The organism is Flavobacterium channae (assembly GCF_021172165.1).
Lineage (GTDB): Bacteria > Bacteroidota > Bacteroidia > Flavobacteriales > Flavobacteriaceae > Flavobacterium > Flavobacterium channae.
Genome location: NZ_CP089096.1, coordinates 1,721,911 through 1,744,745 on the forward strand (window position 1 = coordinate 1,721,911; position 22,835 = coordinate 1,744,745).

General features: G+C 31.3%; 24 protein-coding genes. 14 read left to right on the forward strand and 10 right to left on the reverse strand.

Translation table 11 applies throughout. The features are described 5' to 3' along the window. Positions 1-851 precede the first annotated feature (851 nt). Positions 852-1,646 carry a cation efflux transmembrane domain-containing protein gene (locus LOS89_RS07955; RefSeq protein WP_231834747.1) on the forward strand — a complete coding sequence of 265 codons (795 nt, stop codon included), beginning with the start codon at positions 852-854 and terminating at the stop codon, positions 1,644-1,646. 241 nt (positions 1,647-1,887) lie between these two features. Here the strand turns inward: LOS89_RS07955 and LOS89_RS07960 are convergent, their stop codons facing one another. Both LOS89_RS07960 and LOS89_RS07965 read right to left on the reverse strand, forming a co-directional pair. Continuing rightward, on the reverse strand, positions 1,888-2,577 hold the full coding sequence (locus LOS89_RS07960) for an SIMPL domain-containing protein (protein WP_231834748.1): 690 nt from the start codon (positions 2,575-2,577) through the stop codon (positions 1,888-1,890). Between the two features lie 53 nt (positions 2,578-2,630). Then, the gene (locus tag LOS89_RS07965; protein ID WP_231834749.1) at positions 2,631-3,257 is read right to left on the reverse strand and encodes a rhomboid family intramembrane serine protease; all 627 of its coding nucleotides are present in this window, start codon (positions 3,255-3,257) and stop codon (positions 2,631-2,633) included. Positions 3,258-3,338: 81 nt separating this feature from the next. On the opposite strand from LOS89_RS07965, the gene LOS89_RS07970 reads away from it, so the two are divergent. Then, a complete protein-coding gene (locus LOS89_RS07970; protein WP_231834750.1) occupies positions 3,339-4,220 on the forward strand; it encodes a lysophospholipid acyltransferase family protein in 882 nt (293 codons plus the stop codon). Between the two features lie 17 nt (positions 4,221-4,237). On the opposite strand, the gene LOS89_RS07975 is transcribed toward LOS89_RS07970, so the two are convergent. From LOS89_RS07975 to LOS89_RS07985, 3 genes are read right to left on the reverse strand one after another with little or no spacing between them, the layout of a single operon-like run. Then, the gene (locus tag LOS89_RS07975; RefSeq protein ID WP_231834751.1) at positions 4,238-5,725 is read right to left on the reverse strand and encodes an aminotransferase class V-fold PLP-dependent enzyme; all 1,488 of its coding nucleotides are present in this window, start codon (positions 5,723-5,725) and stop codon (positions 4,238-4,240) included. Positions 5,726-5,740: 15 nt separating this feature from the next. Beyond that, complete coding sequence (locus LOS89_RS07980; protein WP_231834752.1) at positions 5,741-6,235, reverse strand: hydrolase; 495 nt, start codon at positions 6,233-6,235, stop codon at positions 5,741-5,743. Between the two features lie 4 nt (positions 6,236-6,239). Further along, positions 6,240-7,004, reverse strand: coding sequence for an MBL fold metallo-hydrolase (locus tag LOS89_RS07985; protein ID WP_231834753.1), 765 nt, complete (start codon positions 7,002-7,004; stop codon positions 6,240-6,242). Positions 7,005-7,120: 116 nt separating this feature from the next. Between LOS89_RS07985 and LOS89_RS07990 the strand changes: the two genes are divergently transcribed. Both LOS89_RS07990 and rlmH read left to right on the forward strand, forming a co-directional pair. Then, positions 7,121-8,590 (forward strand): TonB-dependent receptor, encoded by a 1,470-nt coding sequence (locus tag LOS89_RS07990; protein WP_231837050.1) that lies wholly within the window; start codon positions 7,121-7,123, stop codon positions 8,588-8,590. An 80-nt stretch (positions 8,591-8,670) separates the two neighbouring features. Then, on the forward strand, positions 8,671-9,144 hold the full coding sequence (gene rlmH / locus LOS89_RS07995) for a 23S rRNA (pseudouridine(1915)-N(3))-methyltransferase RlmH (RefSeq protein ID WP_231834754.1): 474 nt from the start codon (positions 8,671-8,673) through the stop codon (positions 9,142-9,144). Positions 9,145-9,291: 147 nt separating this feature from the next. On the opposite strand, the gene LOS89_RS08000 is transcribed toward rlmH, so the two are convergent. Genes LOS89_RS08000 through folP form a run of 3 tightly spaced genes read right to left on the reverse strand, consistent with a single transcriptional unit; the run spans position 9,292 to position 11,350 of the window. Then, a complete protein-coding gene (locus LOS89_RS08000) occupies positions 9,292-9,744 on the reverse strand; it encodes a hypothetical protein (protein WP_231834755.1) in 453 nt (150 codons plus the stop codon). A gap of 41 nt (positions 9,745-9,785) precedes the next feature. After that, positions 9,786-10,526, reverse strand: a complete 741-nt coding sequence (locus tag LOS89_RS08005) for a hypothetical protein (RefSeq protein WP_231834756.1) — start codon at positions 10,524-10,526, stop codon at positions 9,786-9,788. Further along, positions 10,523-11,350 (reverse strand): dihydropteroate synthase, encoded by an 828-nt coding sequence (gene folP, locus LOS89_RS08010; RefSeq protein WP_231834757.1) that lies wholly within the window; start codon positions 11,348-11,350, stop codon positions 10,523-10,525. The genes LOS89_RS08005 and folP overlap by 4 nt, the downstream gene beginning before the upstream one ends. A gap of 88 nt (positions 11,351-11,438) precedes the next feature. On the opposite strand from folP, the gene LOS89_RS08015 reads away from it, so the two are divergent. The 6 genes from LOS89_RS08015 (at position 11,439) to LOS89_RS08040 (ending at position 15,581) form a co-directional block, all read left to right on the forward strand. Then, a complete protein-coding gene (locus LOS89_RS08015; RefSeq protein WP_231834758.1) occupies positions 11,439-11,978 on the forward strand; it encodes a DUF1599 domain-containing protein in 540 nt (179 codons plus the stop codon). Positions 11,979-12,099: 121 nt separating this feature from the next. After that, entirely contained in the window at positions 12,100-12,453 is a 354-nt protein-coding gene (locus LOS89_RS08020) for a four helix bundle protein (protein ID WP_231834759.1), read from the forward strand. A 73-nt stretch (positions 12,454-12,526) separates the two neighbouring features. Beyond that, a complete protein-coding gene (locus LOS89_RS08025; protein ID WP_231834760.1) occupies positions 12,527-13,615 on the forward strand; it encodes a DoxX family protein in 1,089 nt (362 codons plus the stop codon). A 143-nt stretch (positions 13,616-13,758) separates the two neighbouring features. Continuing rightward, complete coding sequence (locus LOS89_RS08030) at positions 13,759-14,259, forward strand: TlpA family protein disulfide reductase (protein WP_231834761.1); 501 nt, start codon at positions 13,759-13,761, stop codon at positions 14,257-14,259. 99 nt (positions 14,260-14,358) lie between these two features. After that, positions 14,359-15,108, forward strand: a complete 750-nt coding sequence (gene tpiA / locus LOS89_RS08035; RefSeq protein WP_231834762.1) for a triose-phosphate isomerase — start codon at positions 14,359-14,361, stop codon at positions 15,106-15,108. An 80-nt stretch (positions 15,109-15,188) separates the two neighbouring features. Further along, positions 15,189-15,581: a DUF1801 domain-containing protein gene (locus tag LOS89_RS08040; protein WP_231834763.1), complete on the forward strand. Its 393-nt coding sequence runs from the start codon at positions 15,189-15,191 to the stop codon at positions 15,579-15,581. Positions 15,582-15,613: 32 nt separating this feature from the next. Here the strand turns inward: LOS89_RS08040 and rho are convergent, their stop codons facing one another. After that, positions 15,614-17,389 carry a transcription termination factor Rho gene (rho, locus tag LOS89_RS08045; RefSeq protein ID WP_231834764.1) on the reverse strand — a complete coding sequence of 592 codons (1,776 nt, stop codon included), beginning with the start codon at positions 17,387-17,389 and terminating at the stop codon, positions 15,614-15,616. A 188-nt stretch (positions 17,390-17,577) separates the two neighbouring features. Between rho and LOS89_RS08050 the strand changes: the two genes are divergently transcribed. Then, entirely contained in the window at positions 17,578-17,988 is a 411-nt protein-coding gene (locus tag LOS89_RS08050) for a DUF4293 domain-containing protein (RefSeq protein ID WP_231834765.1), read from the forward strand. A 96-nt stretch (positions 17,989-18,084) separates the two neighbouring features. Here the strand turns inward: LOS89_RS08050 and LOS89_RS08055 are convergent, their stop codons facing one another. Next, positions 18,085-18,579, reverse strand: coding sequence for a metallophosphoesterase family protein (locus tag LOS89_RS08055; RefSeq protein ID WP_231834766.1), 495 nt, complete (start codon positions 18,577-18,579; stop codon positions 18,085-18,087). Positions 18,580-18,694: 115 nt separating this feature from the next. Here LOS89_RS08055 and truA point away from each other — a divergent pair, with 115 nt between their 5' ends. From truA to lpdA, 3 genes are all read left to right on the forward strand, one after another. Continuing rightward, on the forward strand, positions 18,695-19,453 hold the full coding sequence (gene truA, locus LOS89_RS08060; RefSeq protein ID WP_231834767.1) for a tRNA pseudouridine(38-40) synthase TruA: 759 nt from the start codon (positions 18,695-18,697) through the stop codon (positions 19,451-19,453). After that, positions 19,446-21,266, forward strand: a complete 1,821-nt coding sequence (locus tag LOS89_RS08065) for an ABC transporter ATP-binding protein (RefSeq protein WP_231834768.1) — start codon at positions 19,446-19,448, stop codon at positions 21,264-21,266. Before truA ends, LOS89_RS08065 begins: the two co-directional genes overlap by 8 nt. Positions 21,267-21,380: 114 nt before the next feature. Then, positions 21,381-22,769: a dihydrolipoyl dehydrogenase gene (gene lpdA, locus LOS89_RS08070; protein ID WP_231834769.1), complete on the forward strand. Its 1,389-nt coding sequence runs from the start codon at positions 21,381-21,383 to the stop codon at positions 22,767-22,769. Positions 22,770-22,835: the final 66 nt, after the last annotated feature.

Consider the following 22,835-nt stretch of genomic DNA (forward strand, 5'->3'; position numbering starts at 1 on the left):
TTAAATTTGCTTTAGTATTTTTTATAAAGTCAATAAATACAGTACTTTAAGTGCAAAAGGGTACTTGCAGAATTATTATAGAGATAACAGCGGTTTGCTTCAATGGCTACTTCCGGATTTTCCTACGGAAAATCCTCTGCTGAATGGAATGTTTTGTTATATTTGTAATGGCTTGGTGTTGGTGCAACGCCACTGAGAGCAAGCCACAGAACGTTATACATTAGTTGCCAACTGCGCGGAAATTCAGGAACTTAATGCAACGAACTGGAATCGAAATCTTAAAAAATTGCAGTAAAAAATAATTGGAAATTCTTTGTGGAAAAATTCAATTTGAAAAAGAAACTGGAAAAGCAAACCGGAAAAACTAACCGGAAAAACTAACCGGAATAACTAACTGGAAATTCAGTACGCAAATCGTTGAAATCAAGTCTATCTTAAATTTGTTATAAGTGTGGAAGAAAAATCCACACACATAACAAATCACGCGCTTTCTTGAATGCCAGCGCGCATTAGCATTTTAGTTTTTTTTGAATTTTAAGTGTTGTTTAAAAAAACTAAAAAGCTAATTTCCCTTCGCTCCTTTCGCGCCAATTGGAACGCAAAAAACAGAACCGGAAAATTGGAATGTGAAAACTTTGTGTTTTTAAATATTTTGGGCGGCAACCAATGTATAACAGCAGTTTGGCAAAATTGCTAGGTCAGTTTTTATCAGTGAGCACCGGTGTTTGCAATTCTTCTTCGAAGTGAGGTTTTTTCTTTCAAACTTTTCGGTATATTTGTTAACGTAACTAATTAATTGTCGCAACTTTGCCAAGCTGCAACACGTTAATGTAAAAAAACCGAGAAACTAAATGAATAAAACAATATTTGAGATTACTAAAATGGACTGTCCTTCAGAGGAAAATCTAATCCGAATGAAATTGGACGGAATTCCAAGTATTGCGAATTTGGACTTTGACATTCCCAACCGAAAACTGACCGTTTTTCACAGCGGAGAAACTGACCAAATCGAAAAATCAGTTATCGAACTGAATTTAGGCGGAAAGAAAATCTCGACTGCACAAACTGACCAAACGGAATTTAATGAAAATGCAAATCAAAAAAAATTACTTTGGACTGTCCTCGGAATAAATTTCGCATTTTTCCTAATCGAAATGACAACAGGAATAATCTCAAAGTCAATGGGTTTGGTCGCAGACAGTTTAGATATGCTTGCAGATAGTTTTGTTTATGGAATTAGTTTGTTTGCGGTTGGCGGAACAGTAATAAAGAAAAAACGGATTGCCAAACTTGCTGGATATTTTCAAATAACACTTGCAATTATTGGATTTGTAGAAGTTTTAAGGAGATTTTTCAGAGACGAGAAACTACCCAACTTTTCGACAATGATTATTGTTTCGATTTTTGCACTTATTGCAAACGGAATTTGCCTTTACATTTTACAAAAGTCAAAAAGTAAGGAAGATGCTCATATGAAAGCAAGTATGATTTTCACTTCAAACGATGTGATTATCAATTTAGGAGTAATTACAGCAGGACTTTTGGTAAATTGGTTGAGTTCAAGCAAACCTGATTTGATTATCGGAACAATCGTTTTTGTTTTGGTAATTCAAGGAGCTTTTAGAATTTTAAAATTAAGTAAATAAATAAAAAACACTAACCACAACAATGGCTATAAGTAATTGCTTGTTCTCGCCTACTTCTGAAAATCCTCGCGGATTTTCAGTTTGGTGTGTACTTGCACAGTTAAGTGCTAAACCACGCAACTACTCATAGCCGAGACCGTTAAAACTAAACCTTAATAAGCTGTTTATGGCTACTCGCCATTTTTAAGTATAATAAAAAAAGCCAGAACAAATATTCTGGCTTTTTTTATATTCTTTTAGTTTATTCTAAAACAAACGAAACGGTAACATTTGAAACTATTTCAATTTCTCCAATCGCTAATGTTTCTTTTGGCATTGAAGCTCCATCCATTGCTCTAGTTTTCATTTCTGCATAAACCGGTCTTGGATAATTGGTAAACGAATTATCTGAAATAACTAACGCCTTCCCTACTTTTTGACCTGCTAAAACAGAGACATAATCTTCCGCTTTTTGTTTGGCATCTAACATCGCTTTCTTACGAGCTTGGCTTTCGTAATCTTTAATCTTAGACGATTTAAATTCTACACCCTGAATTGCATTAATACCGCTATCTACTAAATCCATCATCAACTTATCATATTTTGACAAATCTTTTAAATGAATTGAGATTGTCTGATTGGCAACATAGTTGTATTTTTTTGTATTGTAATCGTAATTTTTATACAAATTAACTCGTTGGGTTTGATAGTCTGAAGTAGGAATTCCTTTTTGTTTTATCAATTTTAAAACTTTATCCACAACTTCATCGTTGCTCTTTTTAACTTCAGCGGATTCTTTACCTGTATTTTCTACCGCAACTGTAATTATAGCTTCATCTGGAACAACTTTTATTTTTCCTTCTCCCGAAACACTAATTTGTGGTACTTGTTTTACTTCTTGTGCATACATTGTTGCTGTAACTAACGTTAATACTAAAAATATTTTTTTCATAATCTTAAATTTTAGATTGTATGTATTCAAGGACTATGCCAAAATCGAACATCTTATAATTTATTCATTTTTTGAAGAAAAAATAACACTACTATAGGAATTAATAAAGCTCCAACAGTTACAGGTTCTGTAGTTATCAATTGAGGAATTTTTGACAACGTAATTATATAACCACCTATTGCTCCACCAAAATGCGCCACATGACCAATATTATCCCGTTTAGCTTTCATTCCATAGATGGAAAATAGCATATAAGCAAATCCGAAAACATAACCTGGAATAAAACCATACATGTACAAATTAGGTTCTAATAAAATTGCACTAAAAATAACACCAGTTACAGCTCCAGATGCTCCTACGGCACGATATGAATATTCATTTTTATGAAAATAAAAAGTAAGCAAATTTCCAGCAATTAAACTTCCAAAATAAATGTAAAGGAAATAAAGTACATTCAAATTGTAAATTACATAAGGCGCAAAAAAATAAAGCGTTAGCATGTTAAAAAGCAAATGCTGAAAATCAACATGTAAAAAACCTGAAGTAATTATACGTAACTGTTCGCCTGATTTGATACTACCAATGTGAAATTCATATTTTCTAAAAAAATAAGTATCATTTATGGCTTTATAGCTAACTAACACATTTATAACGATTAGTGATAACAAAATAATGTTCATGTCTTTATTTTTTGTAAATTTAGGAATACTTTGTCAAATTTACTTACAAGTAAAAAAGTATATTTGTAAAAAATTTAAAGAATGCAATTATTATTATTCATACTTATCTATCCAATTCTTTGGATAATATCTATACTTCCCTTCCCTGTTTTTTATCTGTTTTCAGATTTTGTTTGTTTTCTGACTTATCGTGTTATTGGATACCGAAAAAAAGTAGTAAGAAACAATATCAAACTTGCATTACCGCATTTATCTGATAAAGAACGTTTAGCAATTGAAAGAAAATTTTATAGTCATATGTGTGACATGTTTTTAGAAATGATTAAAACAATAACCATTTCTAAAAAAGAGATGCAAAAACGCTTTGTTTTCAAAAATATCGAACTGTTTCATGAATATGAAAAGAAAAACAAAAGTATTGTACTATTCTATGCACATTATGCAAGTTGGGAATGGTCTATAGCATTAGGAACTCACATTAGTTTTAAAGGATTTGGTATTTATAAAAAAATCAGAAACCCTTATTTTAACAAGTTAGTAAAAGACATTCGTTCTCATTTTGATGCTGTTTTAATCGATACAAAATCTACCACTAAAACGGTAACTGAAAATCAACAAAATGGAATACTTGGCGTTTATGGATTTATTAGTGATCAAACACCTGCTAAACAAAGAGCTAAACATTGGGATAGTTTTATGGGATATGAAGTTCCAATACATACGGGAGGAGAAAGTTTAGCAAGAAACTTAGACATGAATGTTCTTTATATGAAAGTGAGTAAGGTGAAACGAGGTTATTATGAAGCTACGTTCATTCCGATTACAGATAATATAAAAACAGAACCCGAATTTGCAGTTTCGAGTAAGTTCATTAAAGAAGTTGAAAAACAAATATATGAAGCTCCAGAATTTTACTTTTGGACGCATAAAAGATGGAAACATATAAAAGAAAAAGCTCAGTAAACACTGAGCTTTTTTTATTAAATATGGAACCAATTGTGAACCATTTCCTTTATTCCTGTTTTAGCATCTTTATGAACAAACTCATTAGTCTTAGGATTGTATTCATAATCAACTCCCCATTCTTTATGATTTGCCGCTAATTCTTTAATCTTTTCGCAAACAAATTCAATTTCTTCAGTAGTCGTTGTAGGATGTATCGACATTCTAATCCATCCTGGTTTTTGAATTAAATCGCCTGAAGAAATTTTACAAACCAAATCGTTTGATGTTTCCTGATCTACGTGTAATAAATAATGTCCGTAAGTACCAGCACAACTGCATCCGCCACGAGTTTGAATTCCAAATTTATCGTTCAATAATTTTACACCTAAGTTGTAATGCAAATCATCTATATAAAACGAAATTACTCCCAAACGATCTTTATGCTGATTGGCTAGTATGTGTAAATTATCAATATTATCAAGTGTTTCGAAAATATAATCTACAATCTCATGTTCGCGATCCAAAATGTTCTGAACTCCCATTTTTTCTTTCAACTGAATCGCTAAAGCGGTTTTCATTACTTGCAAGAATCCTGGAGTTCCACCATCTTCTCTATCTTCAATATTATCAATATATTTATGTCCGCCCCAAGGATTTGTCCAACTCACCGTTCCTCCACCCGGACAATCTGGTACATTATTTTTGTATAAGTTTTTATTAAAAATCAAAACTCCAGAAGTTCCAGGTCCGCCCAAAAATTTATGCGGCGAAAAGAAAATAGCATCTAAATAACTTTCTGCATCTTCTGGATGCATGTTTATATTTACATAAGGTCCTGAGCAAGCAAAATCAACAAAACAAACCCCATTATGTTGGTGCATTAATTTAGCAACTTCATGATATGGCGTCTTGATTCCTGTTACATTTGAACATGATGTAATCGAAGCAATCTTAAAACTTCTATCTTTATATTGTTCTAATAATTCTTTAAATTCCTTCATACAAAACAAGCCGTCTTCATCAGCAGGAATTACCACAACATCAGCAATAGTTTCTAACCAAGAAGTTTGATTAGAATGATGCTCCATATGCGAAATAAAAACAATTGGTTTTACTTCATTTGGAATAGCTGTAAACTCTTTTAAATTTTCAGGAATACGTAATCCTAAAATACGTTGAAATTTGTTTACAACACCTGTCATTCCAGTTCCATCAGTGATCAAAATATCCGATTCAGATGCATTAACATGATGTTTAATGATATGACGCGCTTCATGATAAGCCATTGTCATAGCTGTTCCTGTAACTGAAGTCTCAGTATGCGTATTTGCTACAAATGGTCCGAACTCATTCATTATTTTTTCTTCAATCGGACGGTACAATCTTCCGCTTGCAGTCCAATCGGTGTAGATAATATTTTTTTCACCAAAAGGCGATTGAAAAGTTTGATTAATTCCAATTATTTCCTTTCTAAACTCTTCAAAATAACATTCTAATTGGGTTTTTGTTGTTGTAGTCGACATTGTGTTGTTTTTTAATTACTCTTGCTTTTGTCTTTCGTATAAAACCGTTTCTACAGTTTCAAAATCAGTTGGTTTCCCTTCTGAAACAAAATATTTTATTAATACTTGTCCCCATAAATCGCCACATGAAAATTCTGCAATAATCCAACGATGATTTAAAATTTTTGAAGTATTAATTAGGAAAGGAATTCCATCAATAGGTTCGTAAGGAACTAATGGGTTTCCCTTTTTATTTTCGTTTAACGTTAAAAGATCTTCTTTTACTTTTACCGCTACTTTTTTATAATCTAAATTGTTAGAATAAAAATATTCTTGCGCATCTTCGTCACTTTCTAAAGAAAAATAATTTGCATTAGCTAAGCTTGCGACAGAATCTCTAGAAATTTTAAGATGGTCTTTTACTTTTAAAACTTCTTTATCTTTTGCATCCAATATTTTAGTAGAATTCACATATTGGAAAATGTTAAATAATAACGAAAAGATTAAAGCATACAAAATTACGTTCTTCATTGTCTTAAATATTTATTTCAAGGTTATCAAAAGCTACATGCACATTACTTGGTAATTTTCTTTCAATTTCTTCATGAAATCCAAATAAATGACTGATGTGCGTTAAATATGTCGTCTTTGGTCGCACCAAAGATATGAAATGTAAAACTTCTTCTAAATTAAAATGTGTTGCATGTGGCTCTTCTCGCAAACAATTTACCACTAAAATGTTACAATTCTTTATTTTTTCAATTTCAGAAGCTTCCATTGTCTTTACATCAGTCAAATACACAAAATCTTGAATACGGTATCCAAAAACCTGCAAATTTCCGTGGAAAGCATTAACAGGAATTATCTCTTCATTGTTTATTTTAAAAGATTGATTGTTTACAACTTCGTTTTCAATTATCGATGGTGCACCAGGATATTTATTCTCAGTTTCAAAAATATAATCAAATCTTCTTTCTAAATTTTTCAACACTCGCTCATGCGCATAAATAGGAATAGCGCCTTGTTTAAAAAAAAATGGTCGAATATCGTCTAAACCAGCAGTATGATCTGCATGTTCGTGTGTAAATAATAACGCATCTATTTTAGGACATTTAGAGTTCAACATTTGTTGTCTAAAATCGGGACCACAATCTATTACAATAGAATTCTGCTCTGTTTCTATCCAAACAGAAACACGCAAGCGAGTATCGCGTTTATCAGTACTTAAGCATACAGAATGATGACTTCCAATTACTGGAATTCCTTGCGAGGTACCGGTTCCTAAAAAATAAATTTTCACAATCGTAACTTTTGCACAAAAATAACAATAATTATGGTTGTTTTTATAAAATGATTAACTTTGCCAATGGAGATTATTATTCCTAATGTACCCCAAAATATATTTTAATGAAAAGCATGGTTACAGATATTAAAGTTCGTGGAGATAAAGTTATTGAACAGATCCCATCAATAAAAGATAAAGCGCTTCGTATAAACCTAAATGAAAATATTTACGGAACCTTTGCAGAAATTGGTGCTGGACAAGAAACTGTTCGTAATTTCTTTAGAGCCGGAGCGTCTTCAGGAACTATTGCGAAAGCAATGTCTGCCTACGATAAAGACTTTAGTGATGCCATTTATGGTATTGAAGATGATGGAAGATATGTTACGGAAAGTCGTTTACGTAAAATGCTTACCCATGAAATCAATCTTGTAGAGCAACGTTTAAGTAGAGACAAACACCCAAATAAATTATTCTTTAGTTACGCAAATACAGTAGCAACTATTGATTTTGCAAAACAATTTAAAGGTCATGGTTGGGTTGGAATCGTTTACCAAGTTGAACCAGATGAAGATTACAACGAAATTATTCTTCACATCCGTTTCAAAGAAAACGATGCCAAATTACAACAAGAAACTTTAGGTATTTTAGGAGTAAACTTAATTTATGGCGCTTTCTACAAATACAACGATCCAAAAAAATTACTTCGTTATTTATACGATCATTTAGATAAAGACCAATTAGAGATTGACACTATTAACTTCTCAGGTCCTCGTTTTGCTAATGTAGACAATCGTTTAATGAGTTTACAATTGGTTAAAAACGGAATGACAGATGCCGTAATGTTTGGTCCAGATGGAAAAAACATTTTACCTGCAGCAGTTTTATACAAAAAGAATATTTTAGCATTAAGAGGAAGTTTTAGACCAGTAACAAAGGTAAATATGAACATGTATAAGAAATCTTATGATATGTTCATACAAGAAAACAAAGTAGACAAAGAAAATACTTTTGTTGTTTTCGAAATTACCCTTTCTAACCTTAAAGCTGAAGGAGAAATAGATGAAAGAGATTTCTTAGACAGAGCAGAATTACTTTGTAAGTTAGGACAAACCGTAATGATCTCTAATTTTCAAGAATACTTTAAAGTAGTAGAATATTTCTCTAATTATTCTAAAGCTCGTATGGGATTAGCTATGGGAGTAAACAATTTAGTTGAAATATTTGACGAAAAATACTATCGCCATTTATCTGGTGGAATCTTAGAAGCATTCGGAAAATTATTCTACAGAGACTTAAAAGTGTATTTATATCCAATGAAAGATGAAAATGGTACTATCATTACATCTGAAAACTTAAAAGTTCATCCAAGAATGAAAGAGTTGTATAAATTCTTTAAATTCAATGGAAAAGTTATTGATATAAAAGATTTTGATGAAAAGAATTTAGAGATTTTCTCAAGACAAGTTCTTAAAATGATTTGCAAAGGCGAAAGCGGATGGGAAAATATGTTACCTGAAGGAACTGCAGATATTATTAAGAAAGAAAAATTATTTTCTTATGCTTGCGAAGTTGATTTGAAAGAAAAGGAAGAAATTAAATAAAGAACAAACCAAAATCACTCCATTTTAGAGTGATTTTTTTTATAAAATCCTTTCTTATTACTTTTGTAAAAATATCTCATATGAATATTCGCTTAATAGCTATCGGTAAAACTGATAATAAATCCTTACAAACATTAATTGACGATTATACAAAACGCTTGTCATTTTATGTGAAATTTGATTTGGAAATTATTCCAGATATCAAAAACGTTAAGAATTTATCCGAAGCGCAACAAAAAAAAAAAGAAGGCGAATTGATTTTATCTAAAATTGGTCCAACAGATCAGTTAATTCTATTGGATGAAAATGGTAAAACATTTAGTAGTGTTGGTTTTTCCGACTTTTTGCAAAAGAAAATGAACGCCGGAATCAAAACATTAGTTTTTGTAATAGGTGGTCCTTATGGCTTTAGTGAAACTGTCTACCAAAAAGCACAAGGAAAAGTTTCGCTATCTGAAATGACTTTTTCACATCAAATGGTACGCTTATTTATAATCGAACAAATTTATAGAGGATTTACGATTTTGAGAAACGAACCGTATCATCATCAGTAATAATTAAGGTAAAAGGATAAAGGAAAAGGGTAAAAGTTAATTTTGCCAATAAAAATGCTCTTCTGAATTGGAATGTATAGTAAAAACTGAGCGATAAATTGATTTATTATTTACTATTTTATTTTTAAACTACTTACCTTTTCTGTCTTAATCTAGTTGAAGTTGTTTAAAATTTCTAATATAACAGCTATGTTTATACTGAAAAATTCCCTTATCCGTTGCAAATAAGTGTTTTTCATTCAATTTTTTATATCTTTTTTTTCGTAGTCTGTCGATCTTTTTTGACGAAATAAAATCATAAATTACATAATACATCATTATGATTTCAACATTATTGCAATCTTCTTTCAATTTTATTTCAGTAAATTCCATTCCAATAAAATCTAGACAAAGAGTATCATTTTTACCAGAAATAATAATTTTGAATTGACCATCAAAATCTGTTTCCCCAAGAAGTTCATTATCAGAATTTCTAATTTGTACACCTGCTAGTGGCTCTAAATCCTCAGAAATTACTTTACCATTAACACTTCGAGTTTGTCCATTGATAAAAAAACTAAAAAGAAATAGAACCATCGTTATTACAATATTTATCTTCATTATAATTACCTTATTTATAAGTTAGATTCCCTACTCCCAACTTACAACTTACAATTACATTCAGGCAATTTCTTTTCATCATAAACAAATTCAAAAGTTGAAATTTGAATTTCATTGTTTGTTGCTTTCCAAACCAAAATTTTGTTCTTAATGTATTGTTCGTAAGTCAATCGATTATCAAAATTCAAATGCAACATTGTAATTTTCCCATCACTTGTGAAATCAGCAAAATCTCTAATAAAACTAATGAAATCTTCACGCGCAACGTCATTTCCATCTACTGTAATTTTATTGTCTTTATTGAAGTTTACAGTAAAATTGTGGTAGTTTCTAAAATGTTCTGCATGTTTTTTGATAAAAAACTTTGAAAAATGCTTTCTATACTTAAATTGAACATCTGTAAATGGGAAAAAAGCCAAATTCTTAGCCACACTATCCGAATACGTAAAAACATTCATTGTGCCTGCTTTTGAATGCGAACTCGATTTCTTTTTTTCTTGTAAGTTCATTACCTCTGGAATAACCAATTTTAAAGGCAAACGCTTATCGATATTGAAAACCCAATTTGTTGAGGCAATTGAATTTTTTCGGTTAACTTCTACAATTGTGTCTAGTTTTTCACTGTTGTCTTTATTTTCTTCTGTTTTAAAAAACATATAAATAGGCGAATGATCTTCTATATTTTTTAAAACACTTACATTTTCCTGAGGTAACAACACTTCTTCATTATTACATGAAAACAAACTAATTAAGGCCGCAACAGCCACTATTTTCTTTATCATTTATTCAATTTGTTAATTAATTTTACACATTCAACCGCTTCTTTTACATCATGAACACGTAGGATTTTAGCTCCTTTTTGCAAAGCAATTGTATTGATAACAGTTGTTCCGTTTAGTGCATCTTGAGGTGTGTTTTCTAAAACTTTATAAATCATCGATTTTCTTGAAACTCCTGCTAACAAAGGCAATTCTAAAGTTGAAAACAATTCTAATTTATTTAAAACGTCATAATTTTGTTCCAATGTTTTAGCAAATAATCCAAATCCTGGATCGATTACAATATCAGAAATCCCAAAACTTCTTGCCTTGCTAATTCGTTCCGAAAAATAGAATATCATTTCTTTTACAATATCATCATATTCCACAAGACTTTGCATGGTTTGAGGATTTCCTCTCATATGCATCATGATATACGGAACTTTTAGTTCGGCAACGGTTTCCAACATTTTATCATCTAATAAACCTGCCGCAATATCATTCACAATTGCAACTCCATGTTCAACAGCAGCTTTGGCAACATTAGCTCTAAAAGTATCAACCGATAAAATGATATTAGGAAAAGTAGCAACCAATTCGTTAATAATTGGCAACAGACGATTAATTTCTTCGGAATCGGAAACAAACTCAGCACTTGGTTTACTCGAATAAGCACCAATATCAATAAAATCAGCTTCTTCAGTCAACATTTTATCCACCTGATGAATAATAGAATTAATCTCTTTATGTTTTCCACCATCGTAAAACGAATTAGGCGTCACATTCAAAATTCCCATTACTTTAGGAGTCGATAAATCAACTAATATTCCGTTGCAATTGATGTTCATATTAATTTAATTTCTTTTTCCTTTTGACTTTTCCTTTTTGACTTAATTCATTACTTTTGAAAATTATCACACAAATATAAAGTAAATAATGTCGAATACTTCTCAACAATATGATAAAGTTATAGCGATTTGTCGCGATTTATTTTCTAAAAAAGCACATGATTACGGTACTGCTTGGCGCATTTTACGCTTGCCTTCTTTAACTGATCAAATCTTTATAAAAGCGCAAAGAATAAGAAGTTTACAAGAAAACGAAATTCGAAAAGTAGATGAAGATGAAACTTCGGAATTCATTGGAATTATCAATTATTGCGCAATGGCTTTAATTCAAATGGAAAAAGGTGTAGCTACACAACCTGACATGACAGCAGATGAAGCCATTGAATTGTACAACCAAAAAATTGCGGAAACTAAAGCGTTAATGGAAAATAAAAACCATGATTATGGTGAAGCTTGGCGCGATATGAGAGTAAGTAGTTTAACCGATTTAATTTTACAAAAACTATTACGCGTTAAACAAATTGAAGATAACAAAGGAAAAACATTGGTTTCTGAAGGGATTGATGCCAATTATCAAGATATGATAAACTATTCTGTTTTCGCTTTAATATTGATGGGAAACAAATAACAAGTCATTAACAGAATCATTTTTTTGAATGTTGTATTTTAGCGTTTCACAAATCCCAAAAAGCAAATAATAAATTACAAATAAATCTAAAATTTCAATTATTTAAATTCAAAAAAACTAAATGAGTGAAAAAAGATTCGATCTAGAAGATAGAACCCTTGAATTTGCGATAGCTTGCAGAATTTACATCGGTAAATTACCCAAGACAATTTCAAATATCGAAGATTCAAAACAATTAGTTAGAGCATCAGGTTCAATTGGAGCAAATTACATCGAAGCCAATGAATCATTGAGTAAAAAAGATTTTGTTTTTAGATTGAAAATTTCGAGAAAGGAAAGTAAAGAAGCTGTATATTGGTTAAATATTTTAAACAGAATAAACCCTGAATTTAAATCCGAAACTGATCAACTGATAAAAGAAGGAAATGAATTAAAGTTGATTTTTTCATCAATAATTGAAAAATATAAAGTTTAGTTTTTGGATTTGAAATTTTAAAATTGAATATTATTTGTAATTTATTATTTGCTATTTGTAATTTAAACATACTATGAACTCGAAAAACATCTCTTGGATTTTACGCCTTGTTATTTCAGCCTTATTTATTGTTTCAGCAATTGCAAAATTATATCCTTCTCCTTATTTCTCAATCTCTACTTTTGAAGTAAAACAATTATATCCTCTTGGATTTTCAGAAGGTTTTGCACCGTATTTTTCTAGAATTTTAATCGGAATTGAATTTGCGCTTGGAATTGCAATTTTGTTAAATCATTATTTGAAAAAAATTACCATTCCTGCTACAATATTATTATTATCTGTATTTGTAGTTCACTTAAGTTATACCACTTTTGTTAGTGGAAATTCAGGGAACTGTGGTTGTTTTGGAGAATTAATTCCAATGACTCCTGTTGAAGCAATCATAAAAAATATCATCGCAATCGGATTGTTAGTTTGGCTAAATAAATTACTTCCAAAAGATGGAAAATCAAATTTTTGGTTATTAAAATCAGTCGCACTTGGTTGTATTCTAGGACTTTTCATGTTGGCTCCAATTCGCCCTGTTGAAGAAGTAATTGAAAGCCCAATTTCAGAAGTTCAAGAAAATTTAGGAGTTGTTGCAGATTCTACTTCGTTATTAACAGTTGAAATTCCAGAAACTGAAGTACCAACAACAAATGTTCCAACAGTTGAAAATCCTGAAGTTGAAGTAAAAAAAGTAGAAGAAGCTCCTAAAAAAGTAAAATCGGGATACGAAAAGTACTTTCCTGGAATTGATAACGACAAAAAAATTCTTTGCTATTTTGTTCCTGGTTGCGACCATTGTATGGAAACAGCTAAGGAAATCAACGAAATGCGTAAAAAGGATAAAAACTTCCCTCCTGTTTATGTTATTTTCATGAATGAAGAACCTGAGAAAATCCCAACATTCTTTGAATTCGCCGGAACAAAATTCCCATATAAATTAATTGATGTTATTCCTTTTTGGACAGAATTAGGAAACGGAAGAGATACTCCAGGTGTAAAATATTTGTGGAATGGAAATGAATTCACATTCTACGATGGAATTTCGGATAATAAATTCAATGGAGCCGAATTCAAGAAAACAATTAAAAAACCATTATCAGAATTAAAAAAATAAAAATATAAACACATAGAAACATAGAAAATAAAAGCTTGTCTATTGTTATAAAATCGAAAGATTTTTTTCTAAAAAATAATCTTTTACACTAAAATTGAAATAAAAACTATGTGTCTATGTGTTTTAAAAATAAAATAGAAAATATGAAAAAAATATTCGTTTTAACTACTATGCTAATCAGCATTTTAGGATGTGCTCAAAAAGAAGAAACAAGCTTTAAAAATGAAAGTCTGGAATATGTTTTAAAAACAACTGAAGATAACCCAATTACATTTCAAGAAATCTTAAAAAAACATGAAGGAAAAACGATATTCATAGAAATATGGGCTTCATGGTGTTCTGATTGTATAAAAGCAATGCCAGAAGTAAAAAAATTAAACCAAACTTATAATAAAGATGTTGTTTTTGTAAACTTATCTTTTGATAAAACAGTTGAAAAATGGATTCAAGGAATCGATAAATATGAAGTAGAAGGCGAAAATTATTTCATTGGTGATAATATGAAAGGAACTTTTGGAAAATCATTAAATGTTGATTGGATTCCAAGATATTTAATTGTAGACAAAACAGGTAAAATTGTTTTGTATCGAGCTATTGAAAAAGATTTTGATACAATAAAAGAAGTATTAAACAAGGTTAAATAAATAGTATAATCTCGCAAACCTTTGCGTAATTTTATTACAATCAGCTAGCAAAAAAGTATTCAAATTAGTACTTTTGAATTTATTAACAATCATAATCTAATGAGAAAAAATATCGTTGCAGGAAACTGGAAAATGCACAAAACACAAAAAGAAACTGTTGCATTATTAGAAGAAATTATCGCAAAAAAACCAAATACAACTACTGAAATAATTGTTGCTCCTACATTTGTAAACTTGTCAAAAGCAGTTGAAATTACAAATGGAAAAGGAATTACAGTTGCAGCTCAAAATATGCACCAAGCAGAAGGTGGTGCTTTTACAGGAGAAATTGCAGCAAGTATGTTAACTGATATTGGAGTAACGACTGTTATTTTAGGTCATAGCGAAAGACGTGCTTATTTTCATGAAACTGATGGTTTATTAGCTAATAAAGTTGATACTGCTTTAAAACATGAAATGCGTGTTATTTTCTGTTTTGGTGAAGAATTAAAAGATCGTCAAATAAACAATCATTTTAATATTGTTGAAAATCAATTGCGCGATGGTTTATTCCATTTAGGGAAAAAAGATTGGGCAAATATTGTTCTAGCTTACGAACCTGTTTGGGCTATTGGAACAGGCGAAACAGCTTCTCCAGAACAAGCACAAGAAATGCACTTATTCATCAGAAACTTAGTTGAAAAAGTATACGGATTTGATATTGCAGACAATCTAACTATTTTATACGGAGGAAGTGTAAAACCTGATAATGCTAAAGAAATTTTCTCTAAACCTGATGTAGATGGTGGTTTAATTGGTGGTGCTGCATTAAAAGCAGACGACTTTTTAGCTATCGTGAATGGTTTTTAATTTTTAGAAATATATTATACAAAATATAAACTCCGATTTTCATCGGAGTTTTTTATTACATTTGATTAAACTCAATCGCTATGAATCCAGATATTCAAGACTATAACAACGCCAGAACAACAGAAGAACAACTCATTTGCAATCTGTTAGCAAATGAAATTAGCAAACATTTACCCGAGGCTGAAAATAAAATTTGGCATGCGCATCCGGTTTGGTTTTTAGACGGAAATCCCATTGTAGGCTATAGTAAACAAAAAGAAGGAATACGATTGTTATTTTGGAGCGGAAAATCTTTTGAAGAAGGCAAACTAAATGTTTTGGGAGCAAAATTTCAAGACGCTTCTATATTTTACAATTCGGTTAATGAAATCGATACTACCGATTTAGAAAATTGGCTGCAAAAAGCAAAAGAAATTCAGTGGGATTACAAGAATATTGTAAAACGTAAAGGCGTTTTAGAAAGACTAAAATAAAAAAACTCCGATTTTCATCGGAGTTTCTGTTTTTATTCATTCATTGAAATTAAGAATTCTTCGTTGTTTCTTGTTTTCTTGAAACGGTCGTGGATGAAATCCATAGCTTCTACTGGGTTCATATCAGCTAAGTATTTACGCATAATCCACATTCTTTGAATGGTGTTTTCGTCTAATAATAAGTCATCACGACGCGTACTTGAAGAAACCAAGTCAATTGCAGGGAAAATACGTTTGTTGGCAATTCTTCTGTCCAACTGTAATTCCATGTTTCCTGTTCCTTTGAATTCTTCAAAGATAACTTCGTCCATTTTAGAACCTGTTTCTGTTAATGCGGTTGCAATAATACTCAACGAACCACCGTTTTCTACATTACGAGCCGCTCCAAAGAAACGTTTTGGTTTTTGTAATGCATTCGCATCAACACCTCCACTCAATACCTTTCCAGATGCTGGTTGTACCGTATTGTAAGCTCTTGCTAAACGTGTAATCGAGTCTAATAAAATCACTACATCATGACCACATTCTACTAAACGTTTTGCTTTTTCTAAAACAATATTAGCAATCTTAACGTGTTCTTGTGGCTCTCTATCGAAAGTAGAAGCAATAACTTCTCCACGCACGCTACGTTGCATGTCTGTTACCTCTTCAGGACGTTCATCAATTAATAAAACAATAAGATAAACTTCTGGATGATTAGCAGCAATTGCATTGGCAACATCTTTCAACAACATGGTTTTACCCGTTTTTGGTTGGGCTACAATCATACCACGTTGTCCTTTTCCTATTGGAGAAAACAAATCGATAATACGAGTTGAAATGGTACTATTACGTTCTGCTAAATTGAATTTCTCTTTTGGAAAGATTGGCGTTAAATGATCAAAAGCAATTCTATCGCGAACAACTTGTGGATCATGACCATTGATTTTTAATACTTTTACCAAAGGGAAATATTTTTCTCCTTCTTTTGGTGGGCGCACTACTCCTTTTACTGTATCACCAGTTTTTAATCCGAACAAACGAATTTGTGATGTTGACAAATAAATATCATCAGGAGACGCTAAATAGTTATAATCAGACGAACGTAAAAATCCGTATCCGTCTGGCATCATTTCTAAAACACCTTCACTTTCGATAATTCCGTCGAACTCATAATCAGGTTCTCTGAAATTTGGTTTTTTATTTTGATGTGGGTTTTGATTTTTATTAGTATTCCCATTGTTACCATTAGTTCCTTCTGGAGCTAAATTCTTTTTGTAATCAGGATGATTGGGATTATTTTGATTTGCCTTATGATTTGGACTTTTAGGCAGATTTTTATCTGTTTGAGAAACTTCAGTTGGAGTAGCTGTTTCTGTAGTTGCAGTTGTTACTTCTTCTTTTGTAACTTCTTTTGGTAAAGGCTTTTTGTTTTTAAAATCTTTACGAGGTAACTTATCATTAGATTTTGGAGCTGCTGCTTTTGCTTCTGTAGTTTTTATTTCCTCAACTACTTTTTCTTCTTTTACCGGAACTACTTCTTCTGGTAAATCTTTTAAAGGTTTAGAAAATAAATCTTTTTGAATTTTTGGCGCTTGACTTGCTTCTTTTTTGGGAAGAATTCTTGCTCGTTTTTCTTTAGGTTGGTCTGCTTTTTTATCAGTAGGTAATTCCGATTTTATAACTTCGGGTTTAGCAGCTTGTAAATCTAAAATCTGATAGACCAAATCATCTTTTTTAAGAGATCGGTATTTATTGATCTTAGCTACTTTCGCAATCTCTTGCAAATCAGAGAGTTTCATCTCTTTTAATACTTCAATATCAAACATGGATATAAGTTGAATAAAATTGTTGATTGAGTTAAAACAAAAAAAAGATAGATTTTTTTTTGAGGCGTAAGGTGTCGTAGAATGAAGTACTTACGACTAATACTATGCAATAATACGAATAAATTTGAATATAACAATAGTTTTAATTGAAAAGAAATACTATTTTTGCTTTACAAAATTTAAGAACAATGTTACAAAGAATTCAAACGGTTTATATGGCAATCAGCGCAGTTGTGATGGGAGCTTTACCATTTGTTTTTTCTTTATGGACGACAAATGATAAAAAAGAAGTATTTTTTACTTCATCATTATTATATATTGCTTTTTTTGTAGTTTCGGCTTTATTAGCAATTTTTAGTATTATTAATTTTAAAAAGAGACAACATCAATTTGTGTTAAACAGATTGAACATGATATTTAACTTTATTTTACTAGGATTTTTTGTGTATCGCTCGCTAAACTTATCCGGAGAAATTGTAGTTTCTGAGAAGGGTATTGGGATGTTTCTTCCTGCAATTTCTATCGTTTTATTAGTCTTGGCAAACAAGGCAATAAAAAAGGACGAAGATCTCGTAAAATCTGTTGATCGATTACGATAAACCTATCATCTTAGTTTATTAGTGCGTTAAAAATCCGATTCGAAAGTTTCGGATTTTTTTTTATTTATACTGAAAACTGTGACTGAATAATGAACACTACTTCTTCCCTAGTTCAATTATTTCTAAACTTTGGATTTTGTCGCCTTCTATTTCAAATCGCAACATAGTTCTCACCTGATGAAAACCATATTTTCCACAAGCACCCGGATTCATGTGAAGTAAATTCAACTTTTTATCAAATTGGACTTTTAAAATATGCGAATGCCCACTAATAAATAGTTTTGGTGGATTTTTAGTAATTTCTGCTCTAATTGATTGATTGTATTTATCTGGATAACCACCAATATGTGTAATCCACACATCTACTCCTTCACAAAAGAAACGATTATGCAAGGGAAATTCCATTCGGGCTTTGTCATCATCAATATTGCCATAAACTCCACGAAGTGGTTTTATCTTTTTAATAGCATCTGTAACCGCCAAATCGCCAATATCGCCAGCATGCCAAACTTCGTCAGCTTGGTTAACATATTTCAAAATAGCATCATCTATATGGCTGTGGGTATCGGATAACAAAAGGATTTTCTTCATAAGACAAAATTAAGTTTTTATTATCACAATTAGAAATTGCCATTGCTACTGAATTTTGTAAATTTGTGCACAATTCAATTCTGAACGCTAATTACCGATTACGGACTATTATATTTTGAGATATTTTATCGAATTTGCATATAACGGAAAAAACTTTCATGGGTTTCAAAGTCAACCTGATGCCTCTTCTGTACAAGAAACTTTAGAGAAAGCACTTTCAACACTTTTTAGAGAAACTATCGCTATTGTTGGTGCCGGAAGAACAGATACAGGCGTTCATGCCAAGCAAATGTATGCTCATTTTGATACCGAATTGGTATTGGATTCTGATTATTGGTCGCACAAATTGAATTCGTTTTTACCGCCTTCCATTGTTGTTTATCGCATTATGAAAGTAAACGAAGAAGCGCATGCACGTTTTGATGCTACTTCGAGAACCTATGAATACTATATGCATACGTTTAAAGATGCTTTTATTACTGAAGGAAGTTGGTATCATTTTCATCCTTTAGATGTGGATAAAATGAATAAAGCTTGTAAAATTTTATTTGAATATATTGATTTTGAATGTTTTTCAAAAGTACATACTGATGTAAACACATTCAATTGTAAAATTACAGAAGCGCATTGGAAACAATCGGGAAATCAACTTATATTTACGATTACTGCTGATCGATTTTTACGCAATATGGTGAGAGCAATTGTTGGAACTATGGTCAATATTGGTTTAGGTAAAATTGAAGTTGCTGATTTACGTACAATAATTGAAAGCAAAAACAGAGGAAAAGCCGGATTTTCAGTTCCTGCACACGGTTTGTATTTAGTTGAAGTTAAATATCCGTATTTAAAAGAAAGAGAGAAAATTAATGAGTAAAAGCAAAAAATCGTCATTTAGAAAATTACTTGCATACGCAAAACCACACAAAGGTAAATTATATTTTGTGTGTTTTTGGGCTATGTTTCTGGCTGTAATTAGTGCTTTTAGACCATTCCTATTAAATTTCACAATTGATAACTATCTTATAGAAGTAAAAAAAGAAACTAATGTAATTCAACAATATTTTGAAGGCTTAATGCTTTCATTTTTCCCCGAAAACGATAATTTTTCTAACTTAAAAATATTAGTAGCCATAATGTTTGTGGCACTCTTACTTGAGGCTATATCGCAGTTTTGCTTTACATACATTGCAAATTGGTTAGGTCAAGATATCATAAAGGATTTAAGAAATAAACTTTATGATCATATTAATTCATTTAAAATGAAGTATTTCGATGTGGAACCAGTTGGGAAATTAGTAACACGTTCGGTTTCTGATATTGAATCTATTGCCAGTATTTTCAGTCAAGGTTTATTTATGATTATCAGTGATGTGTTAAAAATGATAATCGTAATTATTTTCATGCTTATTGTTAACTGGAAAATTACTGGAATTGTTCTTTCAATAATGCCAATAATTTTAATAGCTACTAATATTTTTAATCGAAAAATGAAAGTAGCTTTTAATGAAGTTCGAAACGAAGTAGCCAACCTAAATACATTTGTTCAAGAACGATTAACAGGAATGAAAATTGTTCAATTGTTCAATAGAGAAGCTATTGAATTAGAAAAGTTTAAGGAAATCAATCAAAAACACAATGTTGCTTGGTTAAAAAATATACTATACAACTCTATCTTCTTCCCTATTGCCGACATTATTTCAAATATAAGTATTGGATTGGTAGTATATTTTGGAGCTTTATGGATTATTAATGGAGACGTTAATACTTCTATTGGTCAACTAGTTGCATTCAATATGTATATTTCTATGCTTTACAATCCTTTGAGACAAATAGCGGATAAATTCAATGTTATGCAAATGGGAATTGTTGCAGCTGACAGAGTCTTTGAAATTTTAGAAAAAGAAGAAAATGTTCAGGATAAAGGCACTGTTGAAGCAACACACTTTAAAGGCTTAATTCAGTTAAAAGATGTTCGTTTTAGCTATATTAAAAATGTAGAAGTTTTAAAAGGGATTAATTTAGAAGTCCAACCTGGAGAAACTATCGCTATTGTGGGAAGTACAGGCGCTGGAAAATCTACTATTATCAACTTATTGAATCGTTTTTACGAAATTGATTCTGGTGAAATTAATATTGATAATCAGAATATAAAAAATTACACTTTAGAAAGTCTTCGCAAGCAAATCGCTATTGTTTTACAAGATGTCTTCTTGTTTGCCGATAGTATTTATAACAATATTACATTACATAACGAAGCCATTACAAGAGAAGATGTTATTACTGCAGCTAAGAAAATTGGCGTGCACGATTTCATTATGAGTTTACCCGAAGGCTACGATTACAATGTAAAAGAACGAGGTGTAATGTTATCTTCTGGTCAACGTCAATTAATTGCTTTTTTAAGGGCATTTGTAAGCAATCCTAGTATTTTAATTTTAGATGAAGCGACTTCCTCAATTGATATGCATTCGGAAGAATTGATTCAAAAAGCTACCGAAACCATTACAAAAGGAAGAACTTCAATTGTTATTGCTCACCGATTGGCAACAGTTGTAAATGCTAGTAAAATTGTGGTTATGGATAAAGGTCAAATTGTAGAATTAGGAACACATCAAGAGCTTTTGGCTAAAGAAAATGGTTACTATAAAAAATTATACGATTCGCAATTTGCTGCAGTAGTAGAATAATTTAAAATAAATACTTAAATTCGCAACTTATTAAATAAAACTGAAATACTTTATAAAATGAAATGAGCTTTGCGAATTCCATTTTACCTTTAAAAAATAAATAAATACTTTAAAATGAAATACGATATCATAGTTTTAGGAAGTGGTCCTGGTGGTTATGTAACTGCTATTAGAGCATCACAATTAGGCTTCAAAGTAGCCGTTATCGAAAAAGAAAATTTGGGTGGAATTTGTTTAAATTGGGGTTGTATTCCAACGAAAGCATTATTAAAATCAGCTCAAGTTTTTGATTACCTAAAACATGCTTCAGATTACGGATTAACCGTTAAAGAATTTGACAAAGATTTTTCGGCTGTTGTAAAACGTTCTCGTTCAGTTGCAGAAGGAATGAGCAAAGGTGTTCAATTCTTAATGAAAAAGAACAAAATTGACGTAATTGATGGTTTTGGAAAAGTAAAACCAGGTAAAAAAGTTGACGTTACTGCTGCTGATGGAAAAGTAACTGAGTATTCAGCTGATCATATCATTATTGCTACAGGAGCGCGTTCTCGCGAATTACCAAACTTACCACAAGATGGTAAAAAAGTAATTGGATACCGCCAAGCAATGACGTTACCAGAACAACCAAAGAAAATGATTGTTGTAGGTTCTGGTGCTATTGGAGTTGAGTTTGCACATTTCTATAATTCAATGGGAACAGAAGTTACTATTGTAGAATTTATGCCAAACGTGGTTCCAGTAGAAGACGAAGATATCTCAAAACAATTTGAGCGTTCTTTGAAAAAAGCAGGAATCAATGTTATGACAAACTCTTCTGTAGAAAGAATTGATACTTCTGGAGATGGCGTTAAAGCATTCGTTAAAACAGCTAAAGGAGAAGAGGTTTTAGAAGCAGATATCCTATTATCAGCAGTTGGAATCAAAACCAACATCGAAAACATCGGATTAGAAGAAACAGGTATTGCTACCGATAGAGATAAAATCTTAGTTAATGCCTATTACCAAACAAATGTTCCAGGTTACTACGCTATTGGTGATGTAACGCCAGGACAAGCTTTAGCTCACGTAGCTTCAGCAGAAGGTATTTTATGTGTGGAGAAAATCGCAGGAATGCATGTTGAAGCTTTAGATTATGGAAACATTCCAGGTTGTACGTATGCTACTCCAGAAATTGCTTCTGTAGGTTTAACAGAAAAAGCAGCAAAAGAAAAAGGATACGAAATTAAAGTTGGTAAATTCCCATTCTCAGCTTCAGGAAAAGCAAAAGCAGCTGGAACTCCAGACGGTTTTGTAAAAGTAATTTTTGATGCAAAATATGGCGAATGGTTAGGTTGCCACATGATTGGTGCTGGTGTTACGGATATGATTGCAGAGGCAGTTGTAGCGCGCAAATTAGAAACTACTGGACACGAAATCTTAAAAGCAGTTCACCCTCACCCAACAATGAGTGAAGCGGTTATGGAAGCTGTAGCTGATGCTTATGGTGAAGTGATTCACTTGTAGTCTTTAGAACTAAGATAAAAGAATAAAGAAAATAGATTAAATCCGATTTGCAAATGCAGGTCGGAT